Origin of the sequence: Niallia taxi (genome assembly GCF_004005475.1) — a bacterium.
GTDB classification, from domain to species: domain Bacteria; phylum Bacillota; class Bacilli; order Bacillales; family Cytobacillaceae; genus Niallia; species Niallia taxi.
In genome coordinates this window covers 149,334-175,548 of the sequence record NZ_RZTZ01000009.1, presented here as the reverse complement: position 1 = coordinate 175,548, position 26,215 = coordinate 149,334, and the positions used below count along the sequence as shown (strand labels likewise).

25 protein-coding genes are annotated in these 26,215 nt (G+C 32.9%); 8 read left to right on the top strand and 17 right to left on the bottom strand.

The annotated features are described in order from the left end of the window. Positions 1–92 precede the first annotated feature (92 nt). From EM808_RS19830 to EM808_RS19805, 6 genes are all read right to left on the bottom strand, one after another. The gene (locus EM808_RS19830; protein ID WP_127739985.1) at positions 93–482 is read right to left on the bottom strand and encodes a helix-turn-helix domain-containing protein; all 390 of its coding nucleotides are present in this window, start codon (positions 480–482) and stop codon (positions 93–95) included. 73 nt (positions 483–555) lie between these two features. Further along, positions 556–897, bottom strand: coding sequence for a hypothetical protein (locus EM808_RS19825; protein WP_127739983.1), 342 nt, complete (start codon positions 895–897; stop codon positions 556–558). A 123-nt stretch (positions 898–1,020) separates the two neighbouring features. Then, positions 1,021–2,280, bottom strand: a complete 1,260-nt coding sequence (locus tag EM808_RS19820) for a DUF3854 domain-containing protein (RefSeq protein WP_164849725.1) — start codon at positions 2,278–2,280, stop codon at positions 1,021–1,023. A gap of 34 nt (positions 2,281–2,314) precedes the next feature. Further along, positions 2,315–2,617, bottom strand: coding sequence for a DUF4258 domain-containing protein (locus tag EM808_RS19815; protein WP_235856661.1), 303 nt, complete (start codon positions 2,615–2,617; stop codon positions 2,315–2,317). Positions 2,618–2,793: 176 nt separating this feature from the next. Further along, a complete protein-coding gene (locus tag EM808_RS19810; protein WP_127739977.1) occupies positions 2,794–4,209 on the bottom strand; it encodes a P-loop NTPase family protein in 1,416 nt (471 codons plus the stop codon). Beyond that, entirely contained in the window at positions 4,181–4,414 is a 234-nt protein-coding gene (locus tag EM808_RS19805; protein WP_127739975.1) for a helix-turn-helix domain-containing protein, read from the bottom strand. The genes EM808_RS19810 and EM808_RS19805 overlap by 29 nt, the downstream gene beginning before the upstream one ends. Positions 4,415–4,710: 296 nt before the next feature. On the opposite strand from EM808_RS19805, the gene EM808_RS19800 reads away from it, so the two are divergent. Continuing rightward, positions 4,711–5,964, top strand: a complete 1,254-nt coding sequence (locus EM808_RS19800) for a P-loop NTPase family protein (protein ID WP_127739973.1) — start codon at positions 4,711–4,713, stop codon at positions 5,962–5,964. A gap of 475 nt (positions 5,965–6,439) precedes the next feature. On the opposite strand, the gene EM808_RS19795 is transcribed toward EM808_RS19800, so the two are convergent. The 8 genes from EM808_RS19795 to EM808_RS19760 form a co-directional block, all read right to left on the bottom strand. After that, a complete protein-coding gene (locus EM808_RS19795; protein WP_127739971.1) occupies positions 6,440–7,102 on the bottom strand; it encodes a M50 family metallopeptidase in 663 nt (220 codons plus the stop codon). Between the two features lie 64 nt (positions 7,103–7,166). Continuing rightward, positions 7,167–8,030, bottom strand: coding sequence for a hypothetical protein (locus tag EM808_RS19790; RefSeq protein WP_127739969.1), 864 nt, complete (start codon positions 8,028–8,030; stop codon positions 7,167–7,169). A 132-nt stretch (positions 8,031–8,162) separates the two neighbouring features. Next, positions 8,163–8,819 (bottom strand): CDK-activating kinase assembly factor MAT1, encoded by a 657-nt coding sequence (locus tag EM808_RS19785; protein ID WP_127739967.1) that lies wholly within the window; start codon positions 8,817–8,819, stop codon positions 8,163–8,165. Then, positions 8,816–9,397 (bottom strand): hypothetical protein, encoded by a 582-nt coding sequence (locus EM808_RS19780; protein WP_127739965.1) that lies wholly within the window; start codon positions 9,395–9,397, stop codon positions 8,816–8,818. The genes EM808_RS19785 and EM808_RS19780 overlap by 4 nt, the downstream gene beginning before the upstream one ends. A 138-nt stretch (positions 9,398–9,535) precedes the next feature. Beyond that, positions 9,536–10,414 (bottom strand): tyrosine-type recombinase/integrase, encoded by an 879-nt coding sequence (locus EM808_RS19775; RefSeq protein WP_127739963.1) that lies wholly within the window; start codon positions 10,412–10,414, stop codon positions 9,536–9,538. A gap of 556 nt (positions 10,415–10,970) precedes the next feature. Beyond that, positions 10,971–11,864: a hypothetical protein gene (locus tag EM808_RS19770; RefSeq protein WP_127739961.1), complete on the bottom strand. Its 894-nt coding sequence runs from the start codon at positions 11,862–11,864 to the stop codon at positions 10,971–10,973. A gap of 952 nt (positions 11,865–12,816) precedes the next feature. Next, positions 12,817–14,169 (bottom strand): FtsZ/tubulin family protein, encoded by a 1,353-nt coding sequence (locus EM808_RS19765; RefSeq protein ID WP_127739959.1) that lies wholly within the window; start codon positions 14,167–14,169, stop codon positions 12,817–12,819. 44 nt (positions 14,170–14,213) lie between these two features. Further along, on the bottom strand, positions 14,214–14,522 hold the full coding sequence (locus EM808_RS19760) for a hypothetical protein (RefSeq protein WP_127739957.1): 309 nt from the start codon (positions 14,520–14,522) through the stop codon (positions 14,214–14,216). A gap of 1,316 nt (positions 14,523–15,838) precedes the next feature. On the opposite strand from EM808_RS19760, the gene EM808_RS19755 reads away from it, so the two are divergent. The 6 genes from EM808_RS19755 to EM808_RS19730 all read left to right on the top strand — a co-directional run bounded on the left by EM808_RS19755 (position 15,839) and on the right by EM808_RS19730 (position 22,985). Beyond that, positions 15,839–17,122 (top strand): replication-relaxation family protein, encoded by a 1,284-nt coding sequence (locus EM808_RS19755; protein WP_164849724.1) that lies wholly within the window; start codon positions 15,839–15,841, stop codon positions 17,120–17,122. Continuing rightward, a complete protein-coding gene (locus EM808_RS19750; protein ID WP_127739953.1) occupies positions 17,115–19,805 on the top strand; it encodes a type IV secretory system conjugative DNA transfer family protein in 2,691 nt (896 codons plus the stop codon). Before EM808_RS19755 ends, EM808_RS19750 begins: the two co-directional genes overlap by 8 nt. A 178-nt stretch (positions 19,806–19,983) precedes the next feature. Then, positions 19,984–20,883 carry a S1 RNA-binding domain-containing protein gene (locus EM808_RS19745; protein WP_127739951.1) on the top strand — a complete coding sequence of 300 codons (900 nt, stop codon included), beginning with the start codon at positions 19,984–19,986 and terminating at the stop codon, positions 20,881–20,883. Between the two features lie 8 nt (positions 20,884–20,891). Then, entirely contained in the window at positions 20,892–21,818 is a 927-nt protein-coding gene (locus tag EM808_RS19740) for a replication-relaxation family protein (RefSeq protein WP_235856660.1), read from the top strand. Between the two features lie 140 nt (positions 21,819–21,958). Then, on the top strand, positions 21,959–22,375 hold the full coding sequence (locus EM808_RS19735; RefSeq protein WP_235856659.1) for an HD-GYP domain-containing protein: 417 nt from the start codon (positions 21,959–21,961) through the stop codon (positions 22,373–22,375). Between the two features lie 121 nt (positions 22,376–22,496). Then, complete coding sequence (locus EM808_RS19730; protein ID WP_127739946.1) at positions 22,497–22,985, top strand: hypothetical protein; 489 nt, start codon at positions 22,497–22,499, stop codon at positions 22,983–22,985. Between the two features lie 53 nt (positions 22,986–23,038). Here EM808_RS19730 and EM808_RS19725 read toward each other — a convergent pair whose 3' ends face one another. The 3 genes from EM808_RS19725 to EM808_RS29210 form a co-directional block, all read right to left on the bottom strand. Next, positions 23,039–23,659 (bottom strand): hypothetical protein, encoded by a 621-nt coding sequence (locus EM808_RS19725; RefSeq protein WP_127739944.1) that lies wholly within the window; start codon positions 23,657–23,659, stop codon positions 23,039–23,041. Then, a complete protein-coding gene (locus EM808_RS19720; RefSeq protein ID WP_127739942.1) occupies positions 23,643–24,128 on the bottom strand; it encodes a hypothetical protein in 486 nt (161 codons plus the stop codon). The genes EM808_RS19725 and EM808_RS19720 overlap by 17 nt, the downstream gene beginning before the upstream one ends. 340 nt (positions 24,129–24,468) lie before the next feature. Next, positions 24,469–24,651 carry a hypothetical protein gene (locus tag EM808_RS29210; protein WP_127739940.1) on the bottom strand — a complete coding sequence of 61 codons (183 nt, stop codon included), beginning with the start codon at positions 24,649–24,651 and terminating at the stop codon, positions 24,469–24,471. Positions 24,652–24,829: 178 nt separating this feature from the next. On the opposite strand from EM808_RS29210, the gene EM808_RS19710 reads away from it, so the two are divergent. Beyond that, entirely contained in the window at positions 24,830–26,209 is a 1,380-nt protein-coding gene (locus EM808_RS19710) for a PIN domain-containing protein (RefSeq protein WP_127739938.1), read from the top strand. Positions 26,210–26,215: the final 6 nt, after the last annotated feature.

Sequence of the window (26,215 nt, the reverse complement as noted above, 5' to 3'; positions counted from 1 at the left end):
TATAACCTGTTATTCTTATTTTAAGTATAGATCTTAGAAAACGTATAATAAATTAGGACTATATAGATGGATTATTTCAAGATCAACAGACTCTACAATGACCCGTTATTTCCATCCATAAACTCTGCTAGTGCTTTTGATTTTTCCCTTGTAGCTTTTTTTCTTTTAATAAAATCATCCCATCCGGGGTAATGCATCAGCTCAGAAGCTTTTATTTTCCACCTACCACTTCCTGGCATAGATTGTTGTGCTTTAAGCTTCCCTTCCACACAAAATTTACGGATCATTTGTGTGCTAACCCCCATTATTCTTGCGGCGTCTGCAACCTTTATATACTCTGGAACTTTCACTTCCACATGTTCGTCTTCAAATGGACTAAGTACTGCATCATCAGAAAGCATAGACATATTGTTTACCTTCTTTCTAACCATTACTTTACTCCCTTCTATATTCACTCTTTTACTATTTACTATTGTATTCAAACAATCCTCCAAGCTTGTGGTATAAAAAAGGACTCTATGAAAGAGTCCTTGGAATAAATATAAATCAAATCAATTATTTCTCTAAAATTGCTGTTACCTCTTTAAAATTTATAGTCTTTAATTCTTCAAAGGCTTCAGTAATAAACTGTTGGGCCTCAACGGGACTTAACACACCTATTGTAGGTTTCCAATTTGTTCGGGAAACCTCCTCATCTAAATAAAGAAGGGTTTCAATTCTGTTGGGTTCATATTCATGAGCTCTATGGTTGAAAGTAGTATTATTATCTTCAATTTCTTTAACTATTTTTCTCACAAAATCCTCACCCTTTTCTAATAAGCTCGGTTTTATTAAATCCCCTATAATACAATGATTATTGGGTAGTGTAATTTTACCATCAGTAGATGCTGAATTCAAACCTATACGATAATCCTTTGCAAAACTTTCCTTTAGAACATATAGCTTCTTCTTAATCGTGTCCTATTACTAAAGAAATAAGAGCCTAATTTAGGGGCTCATTTTTTAAATATTATTCTTTATTTAAAACATTCTTTTGATGTGTGGCAATTGATTAGATAAAAAGAGATCATCTATTCCTTTGCCTTCTTCTGCATTCCAGATAACTAGGTTTGCGCTAAATCCATCTACTTTTAATTGCTTGGCACATTCCATTAAATGTTGTCTAACATGGGGATTGGAAACTGCATCTGCATCGAAACACAAGTTAACTGTTTCAACACCCATATCTTTTAATACCGGAATAGCTAACCTCCATGCACCAACACCGGGTAAAGAAACAAAAGTTGTTCCTATATCCTCTAACTCTAATGGATCATATAATTTCTCCATACAATCTACAGCTATATCACCTTTTAGTGGACCTTCACCTAACCATGCTGACTTCGCTTTATGAAGTTTACCAGGCTCCCAATTAACGAGTTGGGAGGATGGGACAGCAATATGTAAAGGCGCAGGATTACCAGACCCAGTCCCATTCGTTTTATTAGAAGAACTCAACCAATAATATCGATTTCCTTTCACTACTCTCACCCAACCTAGTATTTCATTATCTTGAGAGATGGTAGTCCATTCCTTTGAAACGGGAATGTTCGTTTCCTGAAGGATTTCTCCTTTTAAAGAAATTTGCACCGTATTTGGTTGAGTAAGTACTTTTGCCTTTAAATCGGTTCCATTTGTTTTTACCTCAGCTACATTAGGTGGATTATCAATTCGATATTGAAATCCAACAATTTGGTTGTAGTGATTTCGGAAAGGAATTAAGATCCCCTTCATTCCAGCGATAGTCCAAAAGTTTTTATACTGATAAAATCCAGGAATACCTGAAAAGTCCTCCATACCCGTGAGTTCCGTAATTTTTTTCACTACATTCCATGGCTTGTCTGGAAAGCTGCGATAATTTCTAATCATTACTTGCTTATCGGAAAGTTGTCTTTCTTTGGATATCAAGTGCTCATAATGAACATCATCAAGCTCCAGCGATTCAAGGAACGCTTGATAAACGGTATCGAGTGTTACATCTTCTTTCTTCTGATTTCCTTGGGTAAACTCCGATACCTCTTCTTTACTAATTTTTCTTTTTGATTCGCCTTTTAAGTAGTGTAAATAACTAGGTAAAGCAGAGTTTTTAGAAAAATGCTTTTCACTAATTACTCTAATGCAAGCAACTACCTCTCCGTCTTTATGCCCCATACATCCTCCTGTATGACCACAGATAGGACATGGAGTACGATAGTATTCATACCAATCTTGTAGTCTTGTCTTTCTCATTAATTTAACCATAATGGCACACTCCTCCATAACTTAATTCTTTTATTTAAATGCACTCTCTGAATCTACTTCGGTCTATAGGGGGCATCACTGTTACTACTTTGTAGTAAGATGCCCTTTTTTTGGCTATAACTACTACAATTGGATTATGATCTTTATCCCTACCTAAAATAGAAATTTTGTTATACCCTTGAATCTCACTAACGGAGCCTGTAAAAATAGCACTTACTATGTCTCCTTTAGAATATCCTCTTTTTACTAAGCGCTCCTTTGTATGCATACTTATTTTAATAACGCCTTTTCCTGTCATTAACACTTTTTTGATTTCTTTTAATTTCAATACCTTCACCCCCGATTTTGTAAAAAAAAACGGACTTTGGGTAGTTATGTTGGTCAAAAACCTCACAAAACTACGAACCAAAGTCCGTTCTATTCTTAGTTCCCTGCTTATCTATAAAGATAGCTAAAAAATGAAAAATTCAATAAAAATTATGTTTTCATAATAGCATTAGCAAGGATTCAGAATCAACCTTTTAAGGGGATAAATTTCCTTAGGTAGTTCATCATCATTAACTTCCTAGATGGTGGGATTTCAACACCTAACTCCTGTGTAATTAAGCGAAAAGGATCTAGTAACTTATTGAAAACGGCGGTATGCTCGATGAGTGCGTGATTCTCAAATTGGTTCTTGTAATGTTCTTCTGTTAGATCCGGTAATGCTGCCACCAAAGGTAATTCTAATTCTTTCGCAAACTCTTCCGGTTTACTGAATGGCATTTTTCGATTAAATAAGAGCTTGATAGGCTTATTAAAGTCTTTTTGAATACTTTGTATGTAACTCTTCCATAGTAGAATATCCATGGAATTATCTATGACGATCCATAATTCATCCATGTGTTGTAAACTAGCCAAGGTTTCTTGTTGCATTTCTCCATTCGGTAAATCCACCAGAACTACATCATGGTAACGGAAAAATTGGAAATACACATTTAAAAAGCTTTCATTCCAGATATAATCCTTATCCTTATCTCCTATAGGTAACCACAAAACTCCCTTGTAATACCAATGGATTTGACTGATATCCATATTTAGAATAGCTTTATCCTCTAGATGGAATACCTCCATAAAAGACTTATAATTACTCGGCTTTTCTTCATATCTTTCAATGATATGTTGAAGGTACTTACCCTTGATCCCTTCTATAACAGCGGTTTGAATTTTATTAGCCTGTAGAAAAATGGCGTAATTGATGATGAAAGTGGTTACTCCAATACGAGAAAGTGGCGACCATATTCCAATAGTCTGATTGTTTGGATATGCTTTTCCTTTAAACACATAGGAATTACGCATAATATTCACCTTATTTTTTGCTTCTTCATATTCAGCAGGCATTTCTTTAGAAGGATAATCCTCTTCAATAAGTATAGGAGGGGCACTATTCACTTCTTCTATTTCATTCATTACAATATCGTCATCCGTTGGTGATTTCTTATCCTTATCCTTATCATTTTCCTTATTAAATGGATCCTCTTCCTTTTGTAGAGGTTTATTTCCCGTAATTTTATTGTCGGTTTGTAATACAGCAGCTGTTTCATTTTGAGTCTGCTTTGGTTTAGGAGAGCCTTCCTTTGATCTTTTTATACTCTTATTAGTAAGCGTCCATAATAGAATTGCTTTTTTCAGTGCACTCATATCAGGAAATACTTTGATATGGGTAGGAATCTGTTTAAGTAAGCCATTCTCATCTAAAACAAAAACATCTGTGTCAACAGGTTCAAGAGCTGGTAGAATAGAATCGGAAGAGATCATAAGAACAACTAAATCATATTCCTCCATATTTTCTATTGTTTTTTTTTCCTCTACATAGTTAATTTCAAATGTAGGGCTGTCTAAACCAGCAAAGAGATCAGCATTATTTATCGAAGTATAGATTTTTTTCATAAAGTATCTTCTCCCGGTTCAGATAATCATTTATTTTTTTTATAAAAGCAGATGACAACGGCAAGGATCTATTTTCAATTTTAACTAAGTAACTTTTACTTATCTTTAATTCCTTCGCTAACTGAAATTGATTCAAATTAAGACGTTTTCGTAAGATGAGTAATCGTTCTACATCATCTTCAATAGTGATCTGATTAAATTTCATATTGTTTACCCCTCTGTTTAATGTTTAGAACGCAAAAAACCGCTAAAACAACTCTTACTATGTAAGAGTCTGCTTTAGCGGTTTTCGCTTTTAAATTATTTTTTTATAATTATATCATATTAAAATATATAATTATATCAATCTACTATAAATTAATAATCTTAAATGAATACAGTATTTTATTACTAGTAAACATTGCAAAATAATTGTGATGATGTCTGTTTTTTTATAATATAAAAGATAAACACCTTATGAAAAATCATAAGAGTTATATAGAAAAAGGACGATAACTTACTATGAGAATCTCTGAAGTATTTACAGCTGGTGGTGTCCCTAGTATAACTTATAATTCAAGAGAAAGTTTAGAATTGGAATATAATTTAGCTTTGGATTTAGAAATAAAAGGTAAAATAATCTCTATATCTGGTCCTACTAAGATTGGGAAAACAACATTATGTAAGAAAACAATATCAAATGATGACTTTATTCTCATATCAGGTGGAGCAATTAAAACTAGTGAAGTTTTATGGTCCACAATTATCAATAAGTTGGCTGTAGCTAATAGCTATAATAGAGATAAAGGAAAAGAAGCTGAGCAAAAAGAAACATCAACTATCAAAGTAGTTGGAGAAGCTGGGATTTGGGGCTGGTTTAAAGCTAGACTAGAAGGTACGGATTCAAAATCAGAATCTGAAAAAATTACAGGAAAAGAATCAGAGACATTTACACCTAACCCTCTGCATCTTGCTATAGAATCTCTTCTAGAAACAAACAAAGTACTAATAATAGATGATTTTCATTATTGTACCCCTGAAATTCAAACAGAAATAATTCGTGCTTTAAAAGAGCCTATTGCTTCTGGTTTAAGAGTTATATTGTGCTCAGTACCTCATAGAGGAGTAGATTCCATTAAAGTTGAAAAAGAAATGGATGGCAGAGTTATACAATTAGGAATTGAACCATGGGAGCGAGAGGAACTCTACGAGATTTCAAAAAAAGGGTTTGAGGCCTTAGATATTGAATGCCCAGATTCTATCTTTCAAAATTTCATTAGCGAAAGTTATAAAAGCCCCCATTTAATGCAGGATTTTTGTTATTGGTTTTGTAGGTTAAATAAGGTTGTAGAAAAAATGCCGCAAAAGCAGTACTTACCAGAGAATATTAATTATGAAAAATTTTACCAAAGGATAGTAAAAGATCATTCCTCTAAAGAACTTTATGATAAATTGGTAGCAGGTCCTTCTCGAGATAGGAAACAAAGAGAGTTTAAAAATGGAAGTGAAGGAGACATTTATTATGCAGTTATGATAGCCCTCTCCGATCTTACTCATGAAACTGTTATTACTGTTGATACAGTTAGAGAGAAACTCAAGGAATTATTAACTTCGGAATCAATGCCAAATAAAACGCAAGTCTCCCAAGTTCTTAAAAAAATGGCTGAATTAGCAAAAGACCATACAAATAGAGAGCCTGCCATTGATTTTCAGAATGACCGAATTTATATTGTCGATCCCTTCTTCTCATTTTACTTAAAATGGATTGAAAAATAGATTGAGAATATAAAGATCCTAATTAATGTACAAACTGGATTGTTTATACCGTGCAAAAACTCTTCATCCAAATGTTTAATACTTATTAAATTCTTCTCTCTGTAAATTAGTTGTATTGTCACATTGTATTTTCAATAGTATAATCCCGTTATAACTTTTTTATATTTTTTCGTTTTTATGCAATCCTCTTTACTGGATATGCGGTAACCTAATACACATTGCAGCCTTTGTGGTTGATAGATTTCTTTAATTTCAGCATAATTTTATGCTGTTTTTCTCTATCAATACCTCAAAGGCTTTTTTTCGTATAAAAATCGAGAATTAGGGAGTTAGCATGTATATTTCGCCACCTATAGGAGTTGGTTACAAGGATCAGGTCACAAAAAAAGCAATCACCAAAATCCAAAAAAATTACAACATATATATTAATAAAAATATAAACTTGCTACAGATAAATCAAAAGCTTTTTAACATACTACACTTGATTAAGAATTAGTCGTATTCCTTGCCAGCCGAAATACAATGATTGCACAAAGAACAAGATACCCCATATAGAAGCGGGTATAACTTTTATTATCTCTTTGAGACTAGTCGCATCCCCAGCATCATGTGGATACTTAAAACTCAAATACATAATGATACATGCACTCTTGATGGATTCCGTGAAGATAATACAAGTAATTAAGTAGATGATTTGCTCTTGATAAAAATCAGTTGAATAGACTAAAAGCAATAAAAACAAACTACCAAAACTAATGATCCAGATAAAACCGTAAAAATTCCTAATCCACAGAAGCAGTGTTAGCACCAAGAAGGCTAGGTAAGTAAATATCAATAGCTTTGTTGCGTCTTTACTTATCATCCAGATGGAAAACAATCCAAATGCGGATGTAAATATATAACCTGCTAAAGTAGTGATGAATTTACTGAACCAATCTGTATGAGTTGTTAAGGCCATCCCTTCTGTGTTTGCATATAAATGTATCTGTTTTAATCTCCCTCCACATAGTATAGCTGCTATACCATGTCCAATTTCATGTACTAAAGTAGCGATAACAGAAACATATTTTCCTACTAAAGGTACGTTCGTTATCAGAACAGCTATTAGCACGTATATAAAAAAACTTAAAGGTGTCATCTACTTTCCTCCCTAACGTAAAAGGGAAGCAGATAACACAGTATCTACTCCCTTTTCTATCTTGTCATTCCAAATCATTATCTATCTCGTTTATAATCTCAAAGTATTCCTCTACAGCAGTAATTGTAATTTGAAGGTTCAATTCCCTTAGTAAATTGCTTTCTTTCACCTTTTGGATTAATCCATCAATAACAAGGTTTCTCTCTGCTTCAGGCAAGTTAGCTTTAATAGAAATATTTAACCTTACATCATTTAAAACCGATTTAATAAGGGTAAGGTCACCTATTTTTTCAAAACCATTATATCTCGTTCTTGTAATCGTCCATAATTCCGCCTGTTCATTTAGGATATCTGCTGTAATATAGGTTTCTGGATTAAGGTAGGTTACATCCATCGGATCAGCAAACAAAGTTAGCTCAACTTGATTTTCTCCCGTCAATTCTCTCTTTTCTCTTTCATCTAAAAAGGCCCACTTTGATCCTACAACAGCGGTATTTACCGCTAAATCCATTAATTGAGGGTAAATACCCTCGTATTCGGTGATAAGCCAACTAGATAACTTTCTGAACGGCTCATGGGTTATCGTTGATTCAAAATCCTCACCAGTTACCCCTCTTAACAAGTCTGGAATTTGTTGCGTAAGAACACCAACAGGTTGTTCGAGATTATCGTTCGAAATTTCTTCCTTCGCCCTATTTAAAATTTCTACAACTAAAAAGTATCCGTTAAATATCTGATGCGTTATGGTTTGAAACAATTCATCTCTTAGACGTTCTTTATCTTCGTCCCTCACTCTTTCTACAAGCATTAGATTATAGTAGTCAAGCAACCTAGATAGTTCCTCATTTTTATTACTATCATTTTGATAATGTGCCTTTAGTTTATTTTCCGTGTAACTATATATTTCTTCAGCTGTTAAAATGGTCATTATTCGTCCCTCTTCCTTAAGTTGTTTAGAAATAAAGTTTGATTATTTATAAAATAGATGCTCCGTTTAAAAAAAGATTGTTAAAATTTACTGCTGAATTGAAATGAAACATTGATCTATCAAAGTTTCAGTTTAATTTTTCACTTCAAAAGGTGGTGAAAGATCATCGCTACTGTACTTCCATGATCCATCTTCTTTTATGATGGTGGTAATAAAATACTCTTCCCCTTTGGTACTTAATACTTCTCTGTAAAAATATCCATTTCTACCCAATCTGTCTAACACAGGCTTGGTTACTTGATAAGATTCTCCATGCATATTTTCTTTTAGATAAGCATCTTGGATAGATTTATAAATTGCTATGGCATCTTCCTCTTGCGGTAAGCTATTTTTTAATTCTTCCGTACCGTAAGTTTTCATGAATTGATAATATGTCCTAGCATCCAGCTGCAAGGTTTGAAATTTATAAAGAATATCTGCTGTATAGCGAGCAAATTCCTCTACGTCCGTAAATTCTTCCTTTGCTTCTATATCCTTATCGGTTGTAAGTAGGGTAGCTTCTTCTTTATCCATCTCTTCTATAACTTCTTCCATTGGTTTGGCCTGTTCCTCATAAAATTCTTGAAGTTCCTTATCGGATTGTTCATTGTTTCCCTGTTGGCTTTCTTCCTTCTTCTGACTTTCGTTAATTTTTTTCGCTTCCTTGACTAATGGATCACCATTCGTACACCCTGTTAAAATAAAACCAGAAGTAATAATACCGCTTAACAATAACGGAGTTATTTTCAAATCGATATCTCCTCTCTAATACGTTTTTTCTCCTTTTCTGTAAGAAAAGTAATTAACTCAGCAATGTGATAGGTAGGTAAAGTACCTGCAACCTTTTTAAAATAATCTTGTACATTTAAAATATTGATTTGATTTGGTTTATAGTTGACTGGGACATCAATATGCTTTGAAATACAAATGGAAATAGCTTTTAAAAAGTCTTTATGTATCGTTGTAGGGATAGTAATGTAAAACTCTTCTCTCCTACCAAAGAGGATATTGGATAAGATGATTGACTCCATATTAATGAGATTGTAATCCAATACCATACTGAATATCTTTTGCCCATCTTTGTACCATTGCTTAGTTAAAGAAACTAATTCATCACAATGATGAATAATAAAAACACTCTTATTTGCTAAAACAGTAATACCATCTTCAAGATTATAGTCCTTAATCAAACTCAATAAGTATTGCGTTTTCCTAATATCATAAGGGACTCTTAATTCCACTTTCGATGAAAAAGGGTCTAGATATCCTTCACTCATTAGAGAGGCAATGACTAAATTTTTAACAAATAGCTTTCTTTTATTAACCATTAGACTTATCTTCTCCCAACAAAAAAACCCAGAATAAGCCTTAGTCTAATATTAGAAAATATAGACCATGCTTATTCTGGGTTTTTCCCATTAAAGTATTATATTTAATTTAAGTATACACTATATGCCAAATTACCTTCAATATGTTTTTTCAGCAGTGCTTTCTGTGATTAACTTTAAATAGATCAATGCGGTATTTTCTTCAATACCTAATTTATAAGCTATAGAATGCAGAGATTCTCTTTGCTTTGTATACATAAAGTAAGCTATGGATTTTCTGAAAATAGTCAGAGTTAAGTTTTCTCCCAAATTAAAATCAGAAGAAATCACTTTCAAATGATTGAGAATAGTCATTAGTTGGATAGGACCATAATTCTCAAGGTTACCAAAATCATTTTTCCTTTTAAGATAAATTTTTGAGGTAAATACAAAATCCGAACTATTAAATAGCGATTGATTGTAAAATTCAATAAAGATACTTGCCTCTTGTCCTGAAAGTAAGATAGTCCTATTCTCTAATACAATCTCCACTTGATCTTGTGTATTACTTATAAGTACGTTATCTTTTTTGAATAGAAAATCAGAATATTTTAATCCTTTTAAAGCTAGGACATAAATGGCCTTTCTTACTATTGGATAATCTTTATGAGTTAGTATAGGATCCAGTAAACTATTAAGTTCTTCATAAAAAGTATTTAGTTCTACCAGTTTCTTTGCTTTTAACCTTTTTATTTTAACAGCAGGATCTACAGGAACCTTATCGATTTCCCATAAATAATTGAAAAAAGATTTAATTATTGCTAATTCTTTATTAATGGTCGAAGGGCTTTTTTCTTTCTCTTCTTGAGCTCTGATATAATCTTTGATATCTTTCGAACTAATTTGAAAGGGCTCTTTTTTTTCAGGATATAGTTTAGCTAAATAGGAAAAAAATTGTCCCATTACTTTTTCATAACCAATAAGCGTAACTTGACTAAATCCTCTTTTCTCCAAATGCTTTATAAACCCATAGGGCATATTAAACTACCTCCCCTCTTATATTTATTCTAGTTTTTATTAATGATATATTCAATAAAGAAGACACATATAGTAAATACCTTATTTTATTTTTTAATAATATAGAATAAGATTTAAGGTAAATCTGATGTCGATCTTTAGGTGAAAATTACACCTTATGGTGTGGTTTGGTATATTTCTGTTATTTAATTTATAGTTCTTACATACTCTAAAAGATAACGAAAAATGCATAACACAGCTGTTAGAACATTAAAAAACCTAAGCTTGAGTCTTTGGGATACCAAAAACTTAAGCTTAGGTTCTTTAGTTACTATTTCTTATAATACTGACAGTATAATTGATCCAACTAATAGTGCTGCAGCTGCTCCAACTATTAATGTTCCAATTACCTTTTCAGATTTTTTGTTAATTAAATAAAACATAGCATTTCACCTCATAATTTGTATATAAACTATTATAAAACAAGTTATCGTAATTTTCAATCTATTTAACTAGTAGTCTCTAGTATTTTTTAAATTAACTTTTTAATAGTCTATTTAATAGAAAGAAACTAGCATTAGTTGCTAGTTTCTAGTTTATCTTGATATTGAAAGGATAGTTTCTTTCTTTCGTCTTCTAACGAATTTTGGAGTTTTAACTTTTCATCCTTTAACTCCGCTATCCTATCTTCATGGGATTTTACCTTTTCCTTAATAACTTGCTCCTTTTTTTCCTGTAGAGCAACTTCTATTTCTTTAGATATACTTTCAATGTTAGCATTCTCATCTCTTTTTACAAAACCAAACATTGACTTCTTATAAGTCTTTTTTAATGCTGACGCTAAAAGTCTTGTTTGCTTTTCTTCTAAATAGCGCTGATACTCTTCTTGCTTAATAAGTTCAATAGCATGTTGATTTTGTAAAATATCAAAATCACAGTCTGTAATTTTCTTTTCATAGGCTAACATAGCCATTTGTATAGATTGAGTAGCAAGATGCTTTTCAATTAAATCCATTTTCTCAAATAATTCATCTGGTGCTTCGTTACTTATAACACGTAGACTGTCTTCCTCTTTATTATTCGTTTTACCAGTTCCTGAACCACCATACATTTGAGAAGCATGTATTCCAGCTTCCACCAAAATGTCCACTGAAGTTTTACCAACTTTATTCATTAATAGAAAAATCATATGTAAGCGAAAAATGCTTTTATAATTTAATCTAAAGTATTTCCCTGCTTTTTCTGGCTCAATATATTCTATTAGATCAGAACGAAAATGGTTTCTAATCGTCGAATCATTCTTCCCTAGTATTTTCCCAGTTTCAACCGTACTATAAGTTGTTGCAGGATGAAGAGCTAATATATTTTCATCAAATAGATAATCATCTAATTTACTGATTTGGCATAGTTTATATATAGGGTCATCTTTAAAGTTCTCTATCAGTAACTCTTTCACATTTATCTCTTCCATAGTTACTCTCCTTCCCTTGATACTCCTAATCAAATACTACCTAAATCACTTAGATAAATCAACGGAAACAAACGTTTTACAGCGTTACCGTTTGGTAACGCAATTAAAAACTCTCGCAAACGAACCACAGCGCTAACAATAACGCACTTAAACGATATCCAATTGAACGATTAACAATCATTTATATCGATTCAAATACATAATCGAATCGTTCTATACGCTAACTACCGATAGACTACACATTCAAACGATTCATTTATGTAATCGATTGTTGTAGTTGCGCATCGTTTGTACCGTTCGAACACAGAGCTACTCATCGTTTGAGAGCGTTAAGTGTTGATACAATAAGATTTTAAAAGAAAATGCCAGATCATCTAAATATATAAACTCAACTCAGATCTCGAGTAGGAAAAAATTCAGAAGAAGCAATGGTGATAGATCTAGAGAAAACGGAAGACCCGAAAAAATGAGGATTGTAACCAAACTCAAATGGGAGTAGAAGAAAAAAAGAATAGGATGAGTACGCAGTGTTAATTGATTGGGCTAAGTTATAGTTTTTGGTTGATTTAGCATAAAAAACATTGGTGGTCACTTTGCTAATCAATAAATAAAATGAGTAATCCAATTGTCCTCTGTAAACAGAATGCCTCATAGATTGATACCGAAAGCAGCTCGTTAAAGCCAGATGAAATATAATCCATTTTTACTGAATTTTTGTTTTTGATGTAAAAGGCAAAAAATAAAAGATAGGGCACCCATTCTATCAACCTTTACATTTAACATAGCTATTAATTAATCAAATGTGTAATTGATTTTAAGAAATATGTACGATTCTAGAAATGCGTTGCTAATCGTTCGATAGCGCTAAACATTGGTATATAAGGGATTTCTATATAAAAAACTCAAAGGAAAGTAATTCCTTTGAGTTTTTTATTTTAGATTTATTTTCTATCTATCTATCTAATAAACCGCGTAAATTTGAGCTAGCATTTGTTTTCTCTTCATCTTTATTAGAGTTACCGCTTAACAATGCTCTAAGATCTTTCGGTTTATTTGTTTCTTTCTTTTCATGATTTAAAGAGTTTAATCTTTCTAAAACTTCATCATTTTTCTTAGCTGCATTCTTAGCCTTTATAAATTCGTCATATTTTTGTCCGATAATCCCGAGACAAGTAGGGGTTTCTAAACCTGTAAAGATTGTATAAATATTAATCCCAACAGTATTATTCGCTTTATAACCAGCTACTGGATATTCATCTAGGTAAGGAGCCATACTATCAATAACTTCTTTCACTTTACTTTCAAACGCCATATTAGTGATATAGTCTACTTGTCCACCATTAGCGATAGTAGTTACAGCAGCTGTTTGTGCTGTTTCAAAGTTATAACCATCTGATAAAACACCATTTTCAATAGATTCTTTAAGCTTGCTTACAAATTGTGCTTCATTTGAAACATCTGGTTTATCAATTAATGTAAGTTTAGAAAGAGTAAGGTAACCTGATTGTTTAATTGTATTTTCAAATTCACTAGAATCAAAGTATTCCATTGTCATATTTTCATATGCATTGGTAATAGTGTTTAACTCGTGTAAAGTGTCAGCGACATATCTATTACAATATGTTAAGAAATCGTCCATTGTTTTGGCTTTATTTTCTTCTTTTTTAAGGAAGTCTGTATATAATTTCTGGTTATCTACGATAATTATTGAGCCAATAGCATCCTTAATTTTACCGATTTCTTGGATTCTTTTAAATGCATTACCTAACACATTACCGCCTTCATTATGACGAGGTAAGGTAAGGATTAAACCTAATTTCTCTGCATATCCACTCTCAGCAAGAGTTATAACAGCCTCAATTATTGCACCTGTACCAGTACCACCACCTAATCCAGCTACTACCCAGATGAAATCACGATCAGATAGTGGTTTAATAGCATTTAAAAATTCTGAACTATTATCCTTAAATGCTTTTTCACCTTTTTCGATATTTCTTCCAGCTCCGCCTTCATATCCACTCAGTCTTACTTCTGTAAAAGCATCTTTTTTATGTTTCACTTTAGAGAAGTCTCTAATGTTGGTGTTTACAAGAACAGCGCTATATGGACTACCTCCGTTACTATCGGTATATTTAGCGCATTCAGCTGCTATATTACATCCTGCCATACCTAATCCAATAAAACCGAACTTTAATCCAACAGTCGTATTGACCGGTATACTAGTATTGCTAATAGTTTGTTTTGTCATTTTTGCATTTTCTCTCCTTTTATCTTTGTTTAATTTAAACCTTTGTCTTTTTTTCATAAGTTATCAAAACCTTTTTGTTTATTTGATAAAAGCACCTAGATTTATTTTTCTTGTTGTAAATGCTCGATTAAAATATTACCTAAATTGGACAAAGAATATAGTCTAGAACGACCTACTTCAGTAACATCGACTAATCCTGCGCCTTCTATCCGTGCTGTAAGTATGTCTAAATGATGCCTTGAATTTAAAGCTGTTGTACCATTCTTATGTAATTCTTGAGCGCGATCTCCTAATTGAGCTTTCAAAAGAGGTCTATCTGATTCGGCAAGTGCAATTAAGAAACAAAGGCCTTCATTTCCTAAACGATCGCCTAAAATATCTAGTAATTCTCCAGCACTTATTGTACTCATAAATTCAAAAACCTCCTTCCAAAGTATATCTATGTTCATTACCTCAGATATAAGCAGCAGTTATTGCTGCAATAATAGCTGATAATAACAGCAATACTCTTAATACACTAATCATATCGAAGAAATTATTACCAGTCAAATATAAAACTTTATTAATTTATCCCTATATACCAATGCTTGTTGTTAGTACGTTTAGAGCAACGATCTTATTGCAGGTAATAACTGCAATAATTGCTGATATTACCTGCAATTATTGCTGATAATGCTGAATTTCTTTGAAATTAATGATTGAAGCAACAGATTCACTTGAAATTTTTTTTATATCCTACGCATCAATCCACTCATGTAAATATTTGTATAAAAAAATAACTTAAGCTCATGCCTAAGTCATTTTTTCAATTATTAAACTAACTATGCCAATAAATACAACTAAAAAAGGAACAAATGATATTCCTATAAGCCATTTTCTCCGGAGATAGAAACCTAATACTAAACAAATAATACCAATTATTAATATTGTTAATGATGATCCAAACATTATAGTCCTCCTGACTCAAAACTCTTTTTATTACCATCTTACACTAAGCAATAAGAGGGGATCCATCATTAAAAAGAACTGCATTGCATATAGTTATTTATAACATATAATGCTTTTTCTACATCGGTCACCATTTCTCAAATTGATATATGGGATATTCAATAATCATTTAGAAAATATAAAGGTACTCATGTAATGTTGTTATTATTTCTGTTTTATTTTCAAAAACCACCTGGTTATTGGTGTCCTGAAAACTGATCACCTATATTTTCCTTACGATTTCCCTAGCATTTTATTAGCTGTTTTTATACAAAATATTATTCATGAAATACTCCACTCCAATTTTCTCAAAATCTGTTGAGTTCAAGACCCCAGGTTCCACCCTAAGTCTTGTTTTACATCCGTCTAAGGTGCGCGGATTCTATAGAGTTGGTAGAAACCCAGTGATATCAAGGGTTCAATCGCCCTCTGAAATCCAGACTTCATACCTTTTTTTCATCTTCAAAATGATCAATTTTCCCGTGAACTAGTACCCTAAAAGTCCTTAAGATTTGAACCCAACCAACTACATTAAATTTGTTTATTCATTTCTAAAAATCCTGTATGAAGCATTATATTTATACAGTTTATATATACACTCTTGTGTCCCTTTATCTCCAATGTTATACTAATTTCAGTTTAATTTATCCAAAGGGAAAGACCCTATCATTTAAGAGGTAGTATCACTGCTTCTTATTTGATAGGGTCTTTTTTTTGTCAAAAATAAGGAGTGGGAAAAGTGGAAAAAGATCAAAAAGTTTGGTATTCAGTGAAATACACAAGAAAAGGAGCCTGGATCAATACGAAGGATTTAGAACTGTTGAAGTTACTCTACACAAACAGAATCTTAACCCTTAAACAAATAAAGCGTTATGGACGATACATTCTTAACTCTCCAGAATCTACGATTAAATCAAAATTAAAAAGATGGTTATCTAACGATATCGTATCTATTGATTATTTACGCACATTAGGGAAACCAGCTGTATCCTGCTATAAAATTGGAAAAAACGGATTTCATATTTTGCGTAATGAAAGGGTAATTGAAGATGGAGAGTTAGTAGAAGTAAACATAAAGAATATCAAACAACCAAGTCACTATTTTGGAATTCAAGATGTTGTAATAGATACTTTAATTGAAATGAAAGACAAACTATCTATAATAAGTTCTACCCATCCTAATTACAGAACTTATTTGTCAGACGAAACTAAATTTAACAAAGAAGAAACCATTATTATTCCTGACTGGAAGATCGAAACTTCTGAGGGAAGAATTCTTAATATCGAGTTTGATACAGGTTCTCAGAATCTAAATAGAATTCATGAAAAAGTGGATAACTACATGGAATTAGCAAAGGCCAGACCAGCGGAAAATCATTTTGTATTATTTGTTGTTGCTGATAATAGATCTGAAATATATACGACTGAGTATGCCTCGACTCGAGAAACTCGGGTTCTCAATATCAAAGAACTTATTATTAACAAACTCGCGCACCGGTTAGAAAACTTACACTTTTATGTTTGCTCTGCCTACAGAGGCTCAAGTATTGCTAGCAACATCCTAAAAGGTGTCTACCCAATTACGCGAAGTCATAAAGAGAGCGAGTTAGAATTAGCTGTCCTTTCTGTACAATTAAATGATGATATTGATTACACGATGGAACCAAGAGAAGCTAGTGCATATTACTCCAACGACGTATCTGAAGAGTTATATGCGGATAGTCATTTTAGTGTGATTGATCATGTAAGTAATAAGAAGATGGATATTATTTTTAAATTAGCCGAAGAGGGAAGTGTAGACACACTTGATAAGATATCCTATTTAGAAACTCTAATTTCTTCTAAAAGAATAAAACGAGAAGTCGACAAATTGAATGTTTTATATCTAAGCACAGCCGCTATGCAGAATGATGTAATCCCGAGAGATTTCCAAAATACGTCCTTTTCACAAACACAGGTATGGCATTATAAAAAGATACCAACACCTAAACCGACTAATGAGGTGGTGAGAGTGATTGAGTAATTGGAGAGTTCACCCAAAAGTTCCCGCTATCTCCATTTCAGTCATAGGGGTATTGTCTCTATATTTATCAATCCGCTCCATAGTAAATTATCTATTTGTCATGACTGGTCAATTCACAGGAAGCATTGCTTCTTTCGTTTTATTCGGTAGTACCATGTATCCAGGATTTATTGGATTTTCCATATCCACGGTTATACTAATTGGTGGTTGGCTAATAAGTACCAAGTACAAAAAGTTTCAAACTCCTTTTTGGAGGCTTATATGGTTCTGGAACATGTTTTTGGGGATCACCTTTTATTATCTATGGTTGATTACTATGCCTGTCTACAATACTCTAATTCCGTATCTAGGAAATCTTATTGAAAAACTTCAGGTAGATAATATTTGGTTCGCTGTAGCTGTAGGGGATATTAACACTTTATTTATAACCATTATTTTTACACCTTCTGTAGTAACTGGAATGATATTAATGTGGTTAGGTGGGCAGTATTCCCAATACTCAGAGGATATTAAGACTGCTTTTTATGAATTTGAATATAAGAATTCACTCTTACAGAAATGGTTTAGGAAAAGTGATACTGAACAATGGCCAGATGTAGTATTAGGTCCAGATTCCGAAACCAAAGAATTAATCATACAACCAGGTCGCGATAGAACACTTAATAATATCATTATTGGTTCCATCGGTACTGGTAAAACAGCGGCATTGTTACTGCCCATAATAAATCAAGACCTTCACTGGATGACTAAGTTTATCAATGATTATCCTAAGATCTCTAAATTAGAGAATTATGATTCAGAGGATGTGCGCGGGAAGTATCTGAATAGTATTAGTATCATTGAACCTTCTAACGACTTATGCCAGAAGGCTTATCAATTAGTTCAAGCACATGGTATTCCAGAAGAGTCTGTCTTCTATATAGATCCAACTAACGAGAATACGCCTTCGATTAATCCTATGCAAGGACCTGTTGATCAAGTTGCTGAAGCCTTCGCAATGGTCATTGAGGGATTGGCGGAAGGTGGAGGAAATGACTTCTTCAAACAGAGTGAAAGAAACCATTTGAAAAACTATATTTATTTATTGAAGCTTCATAATCCGGATAAAGAGGTAACTTTTGATATATTACTAAGAATGTATGATAACCCACAACTAGTTAGACAAATGCACCTTGAGTTAAAAGACACCATACCTCCAGACTTCGATTTAATAGAGAATCGGGATGATCGTAACCATTGGGCAATCGTGAAGCAAATTGATGAATGGTTTGATATGAACCATATTCCTAAAGTTTTTCGAGTTGCTGGTAATGCGGTAGCTGAAAAAGTAGCTCATGGTGAATATAGAGGACAAGATGTATATGTTGATGCTCAAGGAGAGTATGTAAAGGGGTTGCGCAACACTTTAAATGACATTGGAGCGAACATTCTTATTCGCAGAGTCCTATTCGGGAAATCGAACTTTTCATTCGATGAACATTTAGAAAAAGGGGGAATCCTCTTAGTTAATACTGCAAAAGGGGAACTAGCTGGCCTTTCTAATATCCTAGGTAAGCTCGTCTTACTTAGTCTGCAGAATGCTGTCTTCCGTCGTAAACCGAATACAAGTACATTCGCGCATATAATTGCGGATGAGTTTCCCGACTATATATTTCAACCATTTAAAGAATTTCCAGCACAAAGTCGTAAATATAAAGCCATCGTTACCGTTGTTGCCCAAACCATTACACAGCTAGCTGATAAATACGGAGAGACGTATATGCAAACTTTACTTGGTACGCTCCGGCATAAGATGGTTTATGGAGACATCCCTTCCTATGATGCAAAGCTCTTCTCAGAGATATTTGGAGAAGATGAAAAATTCGAAGAAGGAAAAAATGAACAAGCTGTTAGTCCTCTTCAGGAACAACCTATGCTTAGGACTGGAAGTAGCTATCAAAAGAAGAAAGAAGCAATCCTTTCTCCTAGCGATATTATCTATCAGAAAGCTTTCCAGGCAGCCATTAAAATTGTGGTAAATAATAAACCTGTACCTGTACGACAAATAGATGCCAATTTTGTACCAAGAGCTGAATTTAAAGAAGCTGTTGTGAAGGTGTTACCAGAAAACGGGGATATATGGTTAGAAGAGAGAAGGAAAGCTAAGGGGAATGATTTAGAATTGATTCAACAAGGTATTGAAGAAGTTAAAGCTGCCCCTCCTGATCTTATGAAAGAAAAGAAGGAAGAGAAATTAGAAGAGGATGTAATCAAATTTTCTGTAAATCCAAGTGGAGCACCAGAACAAAAACCTACTTTTAAATCAAATGGGATTAATAAGAACTCAAACCATTCTAATTTAGCTATTAAAAATCAAATAACAATTTTGGAGCCTTTGGGCAGCGAACCTAACGAATCTGTACCTCTAATTAATTCGAATTTATTAACTAAAGAAGAGAAAGTTAATGACCACGAAAAAAACTCAGCAAAAATTGAAGAGTTTGATCTTGGCAGCTTATTTAATAAGCAAATGTATATAACAGAAATAGAATTAAAAGAAAAAAAAGAAGTAAAGCAATCCAAGTTGGGAGACGAGGAATTAGCTCTGATTAAAGAATTGCAATCAGAAGTAAATCAGGTGAAAAAGGAAGAAAAAAGCACTTCCTCTCCTTTAGATGGTTTTATTCAACCCTTCGATTCATAAACCAACCCTTGAAATAATTAGAAATCTAGGGTAAAATTTCTTTATTAAGAAAACGAGTAAGCAAAATAACCAAATATACTAATGGGAACAACCCAAAACGAAGTAGTTATCACTACTTTTGTTTTGGGTTGTTTTTTTTTGCTTATTTACTCAAATTAATTTTTAGGAGGAACAATAAGTGGCAGAATTAACTCAAGCATCATGGACAAACGACCAACAATTAGAGGAATTAGCAAGAATCCGAAGAAATAGAGAAATCATTAAAGGGGTAGTTACTTCCGTAGGTTATAAAACATCCAAAGTCTTAGAAGACGGTAGTTATGTAGATAAATCAATAGAGGTAGCAGTTTTCCAACTCGAGGGTAATATAACAGCTTATTGCCCTAGTAATGAATTTTCTGATCATGAGTACAAATCTCTAAATGGATTTACTGGGAGTATCCAGGAGTTTATCATAACTAACTTAAACCTAGAAGATAAGATAGCAATCGTAAGTGTTCGGGAAGCAGACAACATGAAAAGAGCTGCTTTCATGGAACAGTTAACAGAACTAGAGGAAACCAATGAACTAAAGAATACAGTATTCAAAGGTATTGTGCGTGGTTTCAATCCCACTACACGACGTATCTTCGTTCGAGTAAATGGTGCTGACTGCTACATGCTGCCGAATGACTGGAGTTGGGATAGAAGCAGAAGTGTAGAAACATTATTTGATCGTGGAGAAGAAATTGAAGTGAAGGTACTCCGCTTCGATAAAGAAAACTTCTTAATTCAAGTAAGCAGAAGAGCTACCATTGAAGACCCGTTTAATAAGCTAGAAACATTAAAGGAAATGAATACAATTGCAGGTAAAGTAACAGCTGTCAGCCCTATTCATGGTATTTTTGTGCAGCTGGATGTTGGCTTAGAAGTGAAAGGGATTAAGCCAAACTATTTAGATGAGCCTGTGCCTGGGGATATCGTATCTTGTGTAGTACGTAGCGTAGACAAAAAGAATCGAAAAGCAAGAGTAACCATTACAGGTTATCCAAGGGGTAAAAAGAAATTAAAAGATCCAGCAAGTTTCTTGTTTGAGTAATGAATACGATGGAACAAGAAATTGAATACCCTATGTTTACTACCAGAAATGGGGAGGTTCCTTTTTGGGACCACCCTCTACTAAAAGGTAGCAAGATACTCCCAAAAAAATATTTCCCTTACACAGGTATTGAAGGTGCAATAACACTCTTAAATAGAAAAATCATTGATGATAAGGACTTTACCCTTATAAAGGTATTAGGAGATGCTATATGTGCTACGGAAGAACAATTACGTCGGTATATGGAACCAATCATGAGCCGATCAGACACGTCTAAAAGATTGGACCGCTTACGCACCAATGGAATAGTGGAAAGATGGAAAGTACGAATCCGTACAGATGTAGAAGAAGCGATTAAACCAGCCGCTCCCTTTACATTAGGAGTAGCGGGCTTCAAATTACTTAAGCATTATTACAATGACCAGTTCTATATGGACCCTAACCGTTGGGATAACTACGGTATTGGTGGTATTAAAAGATATGTAGCAATGAACGAACTCCGCTGCCAACTTATTGAAAGAAAAGTACTAAGCAAGTGGAAATGGAATGCAAGAATTGCGAATAATCACCGATATAAGTTCCCGCTAGGAGTAGGGGAAATAAAAACACAGAATGGTAACATAAATTTTCTAATTGATCGTGCTCAAATGAACCAGAATTACATAGGGTATTTTCGTGATAAACTGGAAAACTGGAAATATGTTCACGAAAAATATGGCTGTCTACCAGTAAGTGACTTCCCTGAGAATGTCCAAATGGTTATCCTTTATACATCCACTCTAAGTATTGCTGAGCAGATTCAAAAAGAACTTTTATTAGATACGTATCCCTTTAATATACTTCTTTGTGTAGAAGAGTTTATGGAAGAGGGGCTAAACACTTCTTTCTTCCAACCACATAAAGAAGGTTTGAATCGTATCCGTTTACCTATATAGGAGGAATAAATGGCTGTAACTACACAATTCACTGTAGAAACATTATTAGAGTCTCTCAGATCACATTGCACCGCTACTTATGAACACTCTATAAGAGTAGGCAAGCTTCTAGAGGCCTTCTTGGCATGGAGAATTCCAATATGTTTGAGTTAGGTTCTCTCCATGATTGCGGGAAGCTTCTTATTCCCTCTAAACTTCTTAATAAAGAGGGGAAACTTACTAAATCAGAATATGAAGAAATAAAAAAACATACCAGGTACGGTTATGAGATAATTTTAGATACAGCTGATTTTCCCCGTACTTATGCAAAAAGTATTCTATTCCATCATGAAAATATCAACAAAAGTGGTTATTATTCTTTAGCAGGGAATGACATTCCACTCTTGGGCAGAATAATTAGAATTATTGATTCCTATGACACCATGTTAAATGGTCGTATTTATCAAAAACCATTAAAAAAAGAAAGAATACTGTCCGAACTAATTGAATTAAAGGACAAATATTATGACTCTAATTTATTGGACAAATTTATTTCTTTTATAAAGACCATTGAATAACTTAATCAAAAGAGGCTAATTCCTTTTTATCGGTATTAGCCCTTTTCGAATAAACCAAAAGTCATTACATAACCAAGTACCTATGCATTTTATTTAGAAACACTAGTAAAGGAGTAACGGAATGAATTTAAAAAAATATGCTATATCTTTAATTCTATCTTTATTAACCATCATTACCTTAACAGCTTGTGCTACAAAAGAGGAGAGTAAAACAGCGACTGCTGCTGGATTACTTCCAGTAGGAGATACTTATATTGGCATTCATGCTACGAATGAAATTATACATGTAGATTCTCCAAGTTCTTGGACTATAAAAGATGAACATAAAGATGATACCAATTATAATATTACATCTGTAGAAAAAACTGGAGAGAAAGTTGATAAGTATGAAGTATATAGACTTGTTGCTGAAGAAGTATATGGAGATATAGAAAGCTCTTTTTCTAAAAGAGAGGGCCGTAACTTTATAATCGTAAAAGATGAAGATACCTTATATTTCCGCTCAATAGCGGATGGGAATATAGAAGGTATAACAGAAAAACTAACAAATGCTGAAAATAAAGATGCAATTGTTAAGAAGATTTCAAACTATAGTTTTAAACTGCAGTGAATAATGGAGGTGTATTGGGAATTCCATTCCAAATACACCTTTTCAGTCTCATTCTATTTACTCTGAAGCTTTTTCAGGATAGTCTGCTGGACAGTGACTGAATTCCCATGCTCCTGAACCCGTTTGATAAAATCAAGATATATAATCGAAATCAGTTGTTCTACCGTTATAGTTGTATTATCTAGGAATGGAGTAAGATCATATAAAAGGATTTCTCCCCTCAATATCACTTTCTCTGAATAACGTATCTCTATATATGCAAACTTTTCTTCATTTTCCTCATCCTCGTCCATTTCCGCCATTTCTTCATATTTAAACAAGTGATGGTTTACTTGTTTAAACACTCTTTTCTCAACCACTTTTACTGGAAAGTACTTCTCCATACTTTGTTTCAGGTATATAGCAACATCTTCATTCTTTACACCTCTCTTTATTTGATTCAAAAAGTCCTTGTACAACAATTCAATTAAATGACCAATATCAATATAAGAGGTTATTGCCTCGGGATAATTATCTTTAAGATCTTGTATAAAAACCTGTCCTCTAAGGTAATCGTAATAAGGTAGCTTTATTGAGATGTATTTTTTGGAGGAAAAAAAACTTTGGAAAAAACCTTTATATGCACCAGTCATCCTTCCATTTAAAATATCTAATCCACTAAAAGATTTCCTCAATATTACCACCTCCTTCTAACCATTTTAATACTGACATTATCACCATATATGCTGTTTTTCGCTCAGATAGCCCTTTACGTATTGCCAAACCATATGGTCCTCCAATTTCCCTTTCAAAAACAGTTTCTAAAAGATTAGTATGCATATAGTGTTTAGAGTCTTTGTATGGCCAGTCCCATTCCAAAATAGCTGGATTATTTAAACCATAATGAAGTAATAACGTATTCAACTTTGTTTGTTGTATTGGTTCTGCCCCTTTACTTTTTAAGGATCTTTGCACTTGTTTACACAAAGACTGCAACTTCATTCTTTCTATATTGGTTACTGGAAATTTTAATTTGTGTGTTTTATCAGCTCTAATCTGCCTTACTTTTACTTTTTTCTCCTGCTTTATTTCCGGAAGTAACACTGGTTTACTCTGTTCCTTTATTATTCTTTGTTCATTAAATAAAGGATTGATATATCCCATCCTATCCTCTCCCATTACAAAAAATGTCCTTATCTCTACGTCACTATTCCACTTTTCCGCTCTAATAGATATATAGACAAGCAGAGAGGGGATTAGAACAATTTTATTTAACTATACTTGTATATTTTAAGATTTTATTGGTAATAATTTTTTTATAGACAATTACGAGGTGAGATGAAATGAAAAGTAGCAAGAAGAAGCAAGATCCAGCGGTAAAAAAATTCGCAAAAAAGTTATCAGATATGAAGAAGGAATCTAAAGTGATTAGCATTAAGATAAAATAAGGCATGGGATATATAATCCCATGCCTTTTAATTTTTTATTTTTGCAAAAATAGATATTAAATACTTTTTTTCATTCCGCATTTACGGCATTCCCGAATAAAAGTGAAATTCTTAGCAGAACTTTTAAACTGAGCATTGTCACAATTATCACAGCGACCACTTTTCTTGTCAGGATATTCCTTATAGTCATAAATAATTGAACTATCATACCCGTTGAACTTCTCTTCGCTCAACTTCATCACCCTTTTTCATATTTAGCTTAACAAGCATACCAAAAATTATTAAACGTATAAAGAGTTTTTAAAGTTTAGCTTTTCAAGATTTGCAAACCTTCAAAGCCAAAATTAAAGATCCAACACAAAAAAGGCATTTCTTGATATAATTACCATTATTCAAGAAATAGGAGAGCACATATCAATGAATATCTTTTTGGACACTAATCTTATCTATAGAGACCCCTTTTTAACTAAAGGAAAAAATGCATTACTACTTCAATTAGCCAAACATGAAGATGTGAAATTATATATAAATGATGTGGTATATAAAGAGATGTTGAGAGGTCATAAAGCCTTTATAGAGGAACAGCTTAATAAAATGTCCCAGGCTTATAATATGGTAAGTCGGTATTTAATTACTCCCTCTATCGCAATTGATACTGAAAAAGAGCTAGAATTAATGATAAATTGTGTCGAAGAGTTTTATGTAAAGCTAGAGGCAGAGAATCAATTAGATTGGGTACCTTACGATATTGATCTACTTCCTCTTATTGTTGAATTGGATATGAATGAAAAACCACCATTTATTGTTAAAAGCAAAGGTTCTAAACATGCAAGAAAAGAAATTCGTGATGCTATAATCTGGAATACATACAAGCTATTCATTCAAAAACAACAATTAGAGAACTGCTTTTTCATTACCAATAACACTAAAGATTTTGGAGCTCCGGATGCTAATCAAAGTCCGGCAGAACATCCTTATCCTCTTCATCCTGATTTAATTGATGATGTAAATATAGTTGCCTATAAAAACACAAATGATTTCTTTGCACACAACGAGGAAATTATTAACACGCTATTTAAAGATGAAAACCTTCATATCAAAATGTTGTATGAGGACTTTTTACCTCATATTGAGATTGAATTAAGAAATGGCCTTCTTACAGAACTTATTACAAAAAACTTTGTTAATTCAATTAAAGTAGACGTAGAAGCTTACTTTAATGAAATCTCTCCGAGAGATATTCATCCTGATTATTTTATGGGTGGTTATGTAACACCATCCTTAAATGGTGATATAACCGATATTAACTTAGAAGATGTTACTATATACGGTGATAACATTGTAATTGCTGCAAATGTTGTTGTTAGCATGGATGTTAATATATATCTATATAATCCTGATGCTGAAGGAAATGAAGATCCTGTACCATACGCTGCAACAGATACTATGGCAGCTGATTTAATTGTGGTATTCTTATTACCTATAAACACTGATAATAGGTTAGAAAAAAATAATTTCTCCTTTTCGGATTATATAAAAGATATAGAACCTACTAATCTAGATATACAGATAATAGCTACCCAAAACACTAATCACACATTTGAGTTACTTGAAGGTAAATATTATGAGGATAAAGGACATGATTTAATGTTGGAAAAGGATGGTTCCTTTTTTTATTTTAAAAAGGTTTCAGAAGGTGAACCAATAACAGCAGGATCAAGGAAGTATACTCTACCCGATGGGAATCATAGATTTATAGATACCAAAAGACTTAAAGACAACTATTTTAAATCTTAAATATTA

Bases quoted from the DNA above. Each gene is read 5' to 3' on its own strand.
- EM808_RS19820 (WP_164849725.1), bottom strand. From the start codon at position 2,280: ATGGTTAAATTAATGAGAAAGACAAGACTACAAGATTGGTATGAATAC.
- EM808_RS19810 (WP_127739977.1), bottom strand. From the start codon at position 4,209: ATGAAAAAAATCTATACTTCGATAAATAATGCTGATCTCTTTGCTGGT.
- EM808_RS19805 (WP_127739975.1), bottom strand. From the start codon at position 4,414: ATGAAATTTAATCAGATCACTATTGAAGATGATGTAGAACGATTACTC.
- EM808_RS19800 (WP_127739973.1), top strand. From the start codon at position 4,711: ATGAGAATCTCTGAAGTATTTACAGCTGGTGGTGTCCCTAGTATAACT.
- EM808_RS19795 (WP_127739971.1), bottom strand. From the start codon at position 7,102: ATGACACCTTTAAGTTTTTTTATATACGTGCTAATAGCTGTTCTGATA.
- EM808_RS19790 (WP_127739969.1), bottom strand. From the start codon at position 8,030: ATGACCATTTTAACAGCTGAAGAAATATATAGTTACACGGAAAATAAA.
- EM808_RS19780 (WP_127739965.1), bottom strand. From the start codon at position 9,397: ATGGTTAATAAAAGAAAGCTATTTGTTAAAAATTTAGTCATTGCCTCT.
- EM808_RS19775 (WP_127739963.1), bottom strand. From the start codon at position 10,414: ATGCCCTATGGGTTTATAAAGCATTTGGAGAAAAGAGGATTTAGTCAA.
- EM808_RS19770 (WP_127739961.1), bottom strand. From the start codon at position 11,864: ATGGAAGAGATAAATGTGAAAGAGTTACTGATAGAGAACTTTAAAGAT.
- EM808_RS19765 (WP_127739959.1), bottom strand. From the start codon at position 14,169: ATGAAAAAAAGACAAAGGTTTAAATTAAACAAAGATAAAAGGAGAGAA.
- EM808_RS19760 (WP_127739957.1), bottom strand. From the start codon at position 14,522: ATGAGTACAATAAGTGCTGGAGAATTACTAGATATTTTAGGCGATCGT.
- EM808_RS19740 (WP_235856660.1), top strand. From the start codon at position 20,892: ATGGAACAAGAAATTGAATACCCTATGTTTACTACCAGAAATGGGGAG.
- EM808_RS19735 (WP_235856659.1), top strand. From the start codon at position 21,959: ATGTTTGAGTTAGGTTCTCTCCATGATTGCGGGAAGCTTCTTATTCCC.
- EM808_RS19730 (WP_127739946.1), top strand. From the start codon at position 22,497: ATGAATTTAAAAAAATATGCTATATCTTTAATTCTATCTTTATTAACC.
- EM808_RS19720 (WP_127739942.1), bottom strand. From the start codon at position 24,128: ATGGGATATATCAATCCTTTATTTAATGAACAAAGAATAATAAAGGAA.
- EM808_RS29210 (WP_127739940.1), bottom strand. From the start codon at position 24,651: ATGAAGTTGAGCGAAGAGAAGTTCAACGGGTATGATAGTTCAATTATT.
- EM808_RS19710 (WP_127739938.1), top strand. From the start codon at position 24,830: ATGAATATCTTTTTGGACACTAATCTTATCTATAGAGACCCCTTTTTA.